The sequence below is a fragment of the Sporomusa sp. genome (assembly GCF_057736855.1).
Genome location: NZ_JBYKYF010000007.1, coordinates 19,311 through 27,714 on the forward strand (window position 1 = coordinate 19,311; position 8,404 = coordinate 27,714).

Here is an 8,404-nt window from a genome sequence, read left to right on the forward strand (position 1 = left end):
GAAGCTGTTACTGCCGCCTTGACTAAAGGCGAGCCAGGGGATCTGATTGCCATATTTTACGAAGACTATGACACTGTTGTCCAAACCATTGCTAAATTTTGTGAGACACAAACCGAGGATACGCTAACGGGTAATTGTGAGGAGTTGGTAGTTGCCGGCATGAGAATAAAAGGATAATGAAAAAATTGTAAAAAAGCAATTCCTTAGTTGCAGGCAAAACCCGGAATTAGGTAGAATATAGTAGTATATATTGTCTGCGGGGGTGTTCCGGATGGATACAAATACTGTAACTACTGATCAGGAATTGCAACTTGTAATTTTTCGATTAGCAAAAGAAGAATATGGGTTACCTATTACTAAAGTACAGGAAATAAACCGCCTGGTTCCTATTACAAAATTGCCGCAAACCCCGGCATTTATGGAAGGAATTATCAACTTGCGGGGGCGGATTATTCCGGTAATAGATTTAAGAAAACGTTTCCAAATTCAAGTTTCTGATTATAACGATGATACCCGGATTATTATCGTGGAGGTAAGCGGACAAACGGTTGGTATTATTGTTGACGCCGTTGCGGAAGTAGTTCGCATGCCGGCTGCTAATGTAGAACCGCCTCCCCCGGCATTTATTCTTGATGCTAAATATATTCAAGGGGTAGGTAAGTTTAACGGACGACTTCTTATTTTGCTGGAAATTGATAAAATATTGACAACGCAAGAAGCGATTGTATTAAAGCAGCTTAATGATGATTAAGGATTTGGATATGCTAACATTGAAAGCTTACGCCAAAATTAATTTGGCACTGGATGTTCTGTTTAAACGGCCAGATGGCTACCATGAAGTAGCGATGATTATGCAGTCTGTCAGCCTTGCCGACACGGTTACTCTAACCAGCCAGCCCGGGGATATTACACTCAAGGTGAATATCCCCGGCTTGCCGGGAGATAAGAGTAATTTGGCGTATAAGGCTGCTGCTTTGCTTCAGGAATATGCACAACCCGGGCAGGGTGTCCATATTGAACTGGATAAGCGTATTCCACTGGCTGCGGGTTTAGCTGGTGGTAGTGCTGATGCGGCTGCTGTGCTTAAAGGATTGAATACCTTATGGGGGCTCAATTTTACTCTTGATGAGCTTAGCAAGCTAGCTGCCAAGCTGGGGTCTGATGTGCCTTTTTGTTTATATAATGGTACTAAGCTGGCTACGGGACGCGGCGAGCTGTTAGCTCCATTACCGGCGCTGCCAGCTTGTTACGTTGTGTTGGCTAAACCAGCGATCGCAGTGCCTACCGCTTGGGTGTATCAGCAGTTTAATCCAGATAAGGTGGAACGTCGGCCGAATATTGAAGTCATGTGTAAGTATCTGGCTGAGGGCAATCTAAGCGGGGTGGCCGCTAATCTGGCCAATGTGCTTGAAAGTGTGACCATTCCAGCGTATCCGGAAATTAATCAGATTAAAGAACATATGCTCAATTATGGAGCTATGGCAGCCCTTATGTCAGGCAGCGGTCCTACTGTATTTGGTCTTGTGAGTTGCCGTGATCAAGCCGAGGCTATTGCTAAACGTCTCATAACTGAGGGGTTGCTTGAAGTATTTGTAGCAGAAACAGTTTAAAGGTGGAGTGAAAGTGGAGAGGCGATTAGTACCTATTAAATTAGACAGCTATAAACCGCTCAGAGAAGTGGTGGCTGAAACATTGCGTGAGGCTATTGTTACAGGAGTGTTAAAGCCTGGCGAGCGTTTGATGGAAATTCAATTGGCGGAAGAACTGGGTGTCAGCCGGACACCTGTACGGGAAGCTATTCGCAAATTAGAGTTAGAAGGTTTTGTGGTTATGGTCCCCCGTCGAGGTACCTATGTAGCTGACTTGACTATCAAAGATATCAATGAAGTATTTGAGATACGTACTGCACTTGATGTATTGGCTGCTGGGCTGGCTGTGGAGCGGATTACCGAAGACGAGCTGGAGCAAATGGAGCGGCTGTTAGTTGAGATTAGTGACTTAATGGTGGCGGGTGATTACGAAAAAATTGTGGAAGTCGATGGCCAATTCCACGAAATTTTGTACAGGGCCAGCCGTAACGATCGTTTGGTAGGTATTATCAATAATCTTCGAGAACAATTTACTCGCTTTCGCTCTATTTCTATGCAATATCCAGGTCGTCTGCAAAACACAGTAGATGAACACCGGCGGTTAGTGGAGGCAATTGCCAGCCGTAATACAGATTTGGCTCAACAAATTGCCCGTGAGCATATTGAAAACTCAGAACAAACATTGCTGCAGGATTTGAATGAACGTCGTCGTGCGTAACCTCTTAAAGGAGTGTAAATAATGTATGATGCCATAATCCTGGCTGGTGGTGCAAATAATGAACCGTTAGTCAGCTATACTTCTCAGTCTTATGAAGCTATGATTGATATTTCCGGTAAGCCAATGGTGGAATTTGTAGCCCAGGCGCTTGCGGCCAGCCCGCGAGTTTCCAGGATTTTTGTTGCCGGTCCGGCAGAGGAACTGGCCAAATGTTCCTTTCCTGAACAGACAGTTATTGTACCTGGTGGAAAATCAATCATGGAAACAATTAGTTTGGGAATGAAGGCATTAGGACATGAACGTCTTACATTAGTGGTGACTGCTGATATTCCGTTGCTTACGCCAGCAGCCATTGACGATTTTTTAATGCAGTGTGCTTGTGTAGAAGCCGATGTTTATTATCCGATCGTTGCTCGCAAGGATCATGAACGTCGGTTTCCTGGAAACAAAAGAACGTATGTGCGCCTAAGGGAAGGGACATTTACCGGAGGTAATATTTTTCTAGTCAATCCCCGGATTGTTCCTCAATGTATGGAGGCTGCAGAGCGCATGTTTGCTAATCGAAAAAACCCGTTTAAATTATGTTGCCAACTAGGCTGGACTTTTGTTATGAAGTTTCTTTTAGGGATTTTGAAACTAAACGAGGTAGAACAGCGTGTCAGTGAAATTCTGGGGATAAAAGGCGCTGTTATTAGGTCACAATATGCTGAATTGGGAATCGATGTTGATAAACCGAGTGATTTAGAACTTGTTAGGAATTGTTTTTCGCAAGGATGTTGAGGACGCGGATACTCCGCGTTTTTTATTTATTTGTATATTTCCAGAGTATAAAATTCTTATATTCATAATATAAAGACTATAGCTCTGTTACAACGCGTCTGGATGGCATAGCAATTAGTCCAGCTTAAGGGACTCGGTATAAGCCAAGTCTTTTTTATGTTACAAAGAAAGCATAAATACCAAGATACGGTGACAGCCTATGTTTACGCTAATGCTTAGCCGATGCAGTGTCTATTGGAAAATTTTTTTCTATACGGGCAGGATTTGTACTCTATGTAGAGAAATGTGAATAAAAAATATAATTAAGGATAAAATATTCGGTATTTCCCTGATTGTGGAGGACATAGGTATGGAAAAAGTACGGAAAATGGAACGGGTAGCTGCTTTGACTAAAATGTTAGTAGACAGACCACAGCATTTATTTTCGCTCAGTTATTTTAGTGAGTTGTTTGGCTTTGCTAAATCCACCATCTGTGAAGATATTACTACCATCAAAGACACTATGGTACACTTTGGGTTAGGCACGATTGAGACCGTGGCTGGAGCTGCCGGCGGTGTTCGGTTTATTCCTGCGGTGCCAGCCGAAGAGGCAAATCAGCTGTTACATGAACTGGCATGCCGCTTGGCTGAACCTGACCGGATTATTCCAGGAGGATTTTTGTATATGTCGGACTTATTATTTACACCCCATCTTATGGCTAAAGTCGGCGAAATATTTATGGAACGGCTGGCTCATTTATCGCCTGATTATATCTTAACCGTTGAAACCAAAGGAATTCCGCTGGCCTTCATGGTAGCCAGGGCCTTTAATTTGCCGCTGATTACTGTCAGGCGTGGCAGTAAGGTGACGGAAGGATCGGCGGTTAGTATTAACTATGTAACCGGATCGTCCAAACGCATTCAAACCATGTCATTGCCTAAGCGGGCCTTACCGGCTGGTGCTAGAGTATTAGTTATAGACGATTTTATGAAGGCAGGTGGTACGGCACGAGGTATGGTGGATTTGGTTCAGGAAGTGGGAGCTGAGGTGGCAGGGATTGGTGTGTTGGTGGCTACTGCTGAACCTGAGCATAAATTGGTCGAGGACTACTTGGCATTACTTATTTTGCATGATATTGATGAACATACTAAATTAACAGATATTAGACCGGTCTTAACACCGGTTAACCCAGAGAAAACTTGCTAATGCTTGAGGCTTTTTCGGATTTTAAGAGGGAGGAACAAGGGATGTCTATAAATACCCAACCAACGGTAACGCTGGCTGACATTGAAAAAGCCCGGGAGGCTTTACAAGGGATCATTCACCACACTACCCTTGATAAAAGTAATACGTTTAGTGAATTAACTGGTAATGAAGTGTTTCTAAAATTGGAAAATTTACAAAAAACCGGCTCGTTTAAAATCCGGGGTGCATATAATAAAATCACTAATTTAACCCCGGAGGAAAAGGCACGCGGGGTTATTGCCGCTTCGGCCGGCAATCATGCCCAAGGTGTTGCCTATGGTGCCAGCCAGGCGGGGATTAAAGCCACCATTGTAATGCCTGAAATGGCACCATTGGCTAAAATTATGGCTACTCGGGGGTATGGAGCTGAGGTTGTTCTGGCCGGGAAGGTTTATGATGAGGCGTACAACCGGGCTGTAGAAATACAAAACGAAACTGGTCAGACTTTCCTTCATGCTTTTAATGACCCGGCAATTATTGCCGGGCAAGGAACCATCGGGCTTGAAATTTTGCAAGATTTAGAAGATGTCGATGCTATTGTGGTGCCTGTTGGCGGCGGAGGCTTGATTGCTGGGATTGCTGTGGCAGTAAAAGAATTAGCACCTCATGTAAAGATATATGGTGTTCAGGCGCAAGGCGCACCGGCTATGTATATGTCGAAAAAGGCGCGTACGATTAAGTCCACAAAAGATGCAGAAACGTTTGCGGATGGTATTGCGGTAAAAGTTCCGGGAGATATTACTTTTGGCTTAATTGATCAGTATGTTGATGACATGGTGGTTATTGATGATGAAGCCATTGCTAGTACCATTCTGATGCTGTTAGAACGGGCTAAACTTATGGTTGAAGGTGCAGGGGCCATCAGTTTGGCTGCGATTTTGCATGATAAAATTCCGGCTAAAGGCAAAATTGTCAGTGTGATTTCGGGTGGTAATGTTGACGTTAATTTTATCTCCCGCATTATTGAGCGTGGCTTAGTAAAAGCGGGACGGCGCGTGCGATTGCAAACCGTTGTGGTTGACAGACCGGGCAGCCTGCAATGTCTTTTAGCGAATATTGCTAGGCTGCAGGCAAATGTATTGTATGTATCTCATGACCGGGTGGAGCGACATGTGCCTCTGGGGCAGGCCGTTGTGGAAATTGGTCTGGAAACCCGGGATGTCCTTCATACTGAGCATATTATGACCTCGCTGCGGCATGAAGGTTATAAGGTAGAGATTATTTAAAGGATTTTAGCTGTTTGTGTCGAAGCGTTATAGTTGTTTGGTTTCAATTGACCTAACTTACCGTGGTTAAGATTAGGTCGTGAATGGAGGTATATAGATGTCACAACTGTTGGCCATCATCCTGGCAGCAGGGAAGGGAACTCGGATGAAATCGGCTCTGCCTAAGGTTTTGCACCAGGTAGGTGGCAAACCCATGGTCCAGCATGTGCTTGATGCGGCAGCGTTTGCTGGCGCTGCCAAAAGCGTCGTTATCGTTGGTTTTGGTGCGCAAAGTGTAATGGAAGCACTGAACGGGCAGGCAGAATTTGCTGTTCAGGCTGAGCAATTGGGAACAGGCCATGCTGTTATGCAAGCCCGAAAAGAACTTGCCTGTTTTGATGGCACTGTTATGGTGCTCTGTGGCGATACGCCGCTGTTGACAGGAGAGCTCTTGCGTACGCTCTATACGGAGCATATTCAGGCTCGGGCGGCAGCTACCGTACTGACAGCCGTCATGCCTGATCCGGCTGGTTATGGTCGAGTAATCCGAGATTCTGCCGGACAGGTTGTTAACATTGTTGAGCATAAAGATGCCAGCCCGGATGAATTGGCCGTGAAAGAAATCAATACTGGAATCTATTGTTTTGAAACAAAGCCGCTGCTTAAAGCGCTAGATGGTTTGACCTGTGATAATGCACAAGGCGAATACTATCTGACCGATGTTATTTCCATCTTAAACAATCAGGGTCAGAAAGTGTGGGCAGTGAGCGCTGCTGATTATCGCGAGACTCTAGGAATTAATTCGCGCCTTCAGCTGGCAGAAGCTGAACGCATTATTAGACGCCGCAAATTGGAGTCGCTCATGGAAAATGGCGTTACTATTATGGACCCGAATAGTACGTTTATTGATGCTCAGGTAGAAATCGGACCTGATACCATCATTTATCCTTTTACCTGGATTGAAGGCAACAGCAAGATTGGTGCCAATTGCGCGATCGGTCCGAACAGCCGTCTGACCAATACAATTGTTGGCAATGATAGTATTATTCACTTTACTTATGCGCATGATTGTACTGTTGGCAATCATGTGACGATTGGTCCGTACGTCCATTTAAGGCCGAATACTGACCTGAAAGATGACGTTAAAATTGGTAACTTTGTAGAAGTGAAAAATACTGTTGTTGGTAAAGGTAGCAAGATTCCCCATCTTAGCTATATTGGTGATACTGATATGGGGGCCGGAGTCAATATTGGTTCAGGCACTATTACAGTAAACTATGACGGTAAAAACAAACATCGCACTACGATTGAAGATGACGCCTTTATCGGCTGTAATACAAATTTGGTGGCACCGGTTACTATTGGACAGGGTGCCTATGTAGCGGCAGGATCTACTATTACTAAAAATGTTCCCCCTGGTTCTCTGGGAGTAGCACGCGCCCGCCAAAATAATATCGAAGGCTGGGCGGAAAAAAAGCGGAGGTAATAACAACAATGGATAAAAAACGATTACGAATATTCAGTGGCAACGCCAATCCGGTGCTAGCCCAGGAGATCGCCGGGTATCTTGGCTTGACAGTGGGAGATGCTTTTGTCGGCCGGTTCAACAACGGTGAAATTCAAGTTATGATTGACGAGAGTGTGCGCGGCACCGATGTATTTATTATTCAGCCGACAAGTTCGCCAGTCAATGATAATATCATGGAATTATTAATTATGATTGATGCCGTTAAACGGGCTTCGGCGAGAAATATTACAGCAGTCATTCCTTACTATGCTTATGCCCGTCAGGACAGAAAGACGCGTGGTCGTGAACCTATCTCAGCAAAACTTATGGCTAACCTGTTAACGGTAGCTGGTGCTACCCGCGTTGTTACCATGGATCTGCATGCTGGACAGATTCAGGGGTTCTTTGATATCCCGGTGGATAACCTTCCTGGAGTACCAACATTGGCTGAGTATATCATGTCCTTGAATCTGGAAGATCTGGTTGTGGTGTCTCCAGACTTAGGCGGCGTGTCGAGAGCGCGACAATTTGCTGACAGAATGCATGCACCGATAGCCATTATTGAAAAACGTCGTCCGGCTCCTGGTGTTGCCGAAGTTATGAACCTTATCGGCAGTGTTGAAGGTAAAACTGCTGTTATTGTTGATGATATTGTTGATACCGCTGGTTCACTGACCGAAGGTGCTAATGCCTTGGCCAGAATGGGAGCTAAAGCGGTATATGCCTGCTGTACTCATGCTGTTTTGAGCGACCCGGCAGTACAGCGTATTGCAAACTCTAATATCACTGAACTTATTGTGACAAATACCATCCCGATGCCAGAAACAAAGCAGCATCCTAAAATCAAAGTATTGTCTGTTGCCCCGCTGTTAGGGGAAGCCATTATTCGTATTTTTGGCGAACTGTCTGTAAGTAAGTTGTTTGATAACTAAGGAAATAGGGAACATTGCTGTCAGGCAATGAGGATTTGCGCATTCCATATATAAGGATAAGGTATGGCAACATGGTAGTTTCGTTTATATTCTGGTGGAAGGCTATATGGAGGTAATACAAATAGGGCGCGATCTTCGCGCCCTATTTGTAAATCACAATGACATGGACAGTTATTTGATTACCCGGGCTGTTCCGGCTGATATCCCGGCCATTGCCAGCCTGTTTACCGAAAGTTTTTTGGACAGCGTGCTGCACCATTGTGGTGGCCGGTTGCCCAAACCGCAGGCGATGGAAGATGTATTTAGTCTGGTTTATGGCGCTGAGCCGGAAGCAGCAATTATCGCAAAAGATCAGAATGGACGGCTTATTGGTTACTGCTTTGCGCCTGTACGGTTAGAGCGTCTGTGGCGTAAAGCTGTTACTGGCGGACATATCTTTAAATGGGCC

General features: G+C 44.9%; 8 protein-coding genes and 1 pseudogene. All 9 read left to right on the plus strand.

The features are described from left to right. Positions 1 to 271 precede the first annotated feature (271 nt). A complete protein-coding gene (locus tag AC29Z1_RS01110; protein WP_488269611.1) occupies positions 272 to 751 on the plus strand; it encodes a chemotaxis protein CheW in 480 nt (159 codons plus the stop codon). A 10-nt stretch (positions 752 to 761) separates the two neighbouring features. Beyond that, on the plus strand, positions 762 to 1,610 hold the full coding sequence (ispE, locus tag AC29Z1_RS01115) for a 4-(cytidine 5'-diphospho)-2-C-methyl-D-erythritol kinase (RefSeq protein ID WP_488269619.1): 849 nt from the start codon (positions 762 to 764) through the stop codon (positions 1,608 to 1,610). Between the two features lie 13 nt (positions 1,611 to 1,623). Continuing rightward, positions 1,624 to 2,307 carry a GntR family transcriptional regulator gene (locus AC29Z1_RS01120; protein WP_488269612.1) on the plus strand — a complete coding sequence of 228 codons (684 nt, stop codon included), beginning with the start codon at positions 1,624 to 1,626 and terminating at the stop codon, positions 2,305 to 2,307. 21 nt (positions 2,308 to 2,328) lie between these two features. Further along, entirely contained in the window at positions 2,329 to 3,087 is a 759-nt protein-coding gene (locus tag AC29Z1_RS01125) for a nucleotidyltransferase family protein (protein WP_488269613.1), read from the plus strand. Between the two features lie 349 nt (positions 3,088 to 3,436). Continuing rightward, positions 3,437 to 4,273 (plus strand): pur operon repressor, encoded by an 837-nt coding sequence (gene purR, locus AC29Z1_RS01130; RefSeq protein ID WP_488269614.1) that lies wholly within the window; start codon positions 3,437 to 3,439, stop codon positions 4,271 to 4,273. 41 nt (positions 4,274 to 4,314) lie between these two features. After that, positions 4,315 to 5,538 (plus strand): threonine ammonia-lyase, encoded by a 1,224-nt coding sequence (ilvA, locus tag AC29Z1_RS01135; RefSeq protein WP_488269615.1) that lies wholly within the window; start codon positions 4,315 to 4,317, stop codon positions 5,536 to 5,538. Between the two features lie 97 nt (positions 5,539 to 5,635). Continuing rightward, entirely contained in the window at positions 5,636 to 7,003 is a 1,368-nt protein-coding gene (glmU, locus tag AC29Z1_RS01140; protein ID WP_488269616.1) for a bifunctional UDP-N-acetylglucosamine diphosphorylase/glucosamine-1-phosphate N-acetyltransferase GlmU, read from the plus strand. An 8-nt stretch (positions 7,004 to 7,011) separates the two neighbouring features. Beyond that, entirely contained in the window at positions 7,012 to 7,956 is a 945-nt protein-coding gene (locus AC29Z1_RS01145; RefSeq protein WP_488269617.1) for a ribose-phosphate diphosphokinase, read from the plus strand. Positions 7,957 to 8,062: 106 nt separating this feature from the next. Continuing rightward, positions 8,063 to 8,404, plus strand: a pseudogene (locus AC29Z1_RS01150) (hypothetical protein); the annotation flags it as partial.

Coding starts and splice junctions, on each gene's coding strand:
- AC29Z1_RS01110 (WP_488269611.1), top strand. CDS start 272: ATGGATACAAATACTGTAACTACTGATCAGGAATTGCAACTTGTAATT.
- ispE (WP_488269619.1), top strand. CDS start 762: ATGCTAACATTGAAAGCTTACGCCAAAATTAATTTGGCACTGGATGTT.
- AC29Z1_RS01125 (WP_488269613.1), top strand. CDS start 2,329: ATGTATGATGCCATAATCCTGGCTGGTGGTGCAAATAATGAACCGTTA.
- purR (WP_488269614.1), top strand. CDS start 3,437: ATGGAAAAAGTACGGAAAATGGAACGGGTAGCTGCTTTGACTAAAATG.
- ilvA (WP_488269615.1), top strand. CDS start 4,315: ATGTCTATAAATACCCAACCAACGGTAACGCTGGCTGACATTGAAAAA.
- glmU (WP_488269616.1), top strand. CDS start 5,636: ATGTCACAACTGTTGGCCATCATCCTGGCAGCAGGGAAGGGAACTCGG.
- AC29Z1_RS01145 (WP_488269617.1), top strand. CDS start 7,012: ATGGATAAAAAACGATTACGAATATTCAGTGGCAACGCCAATCCGGTG.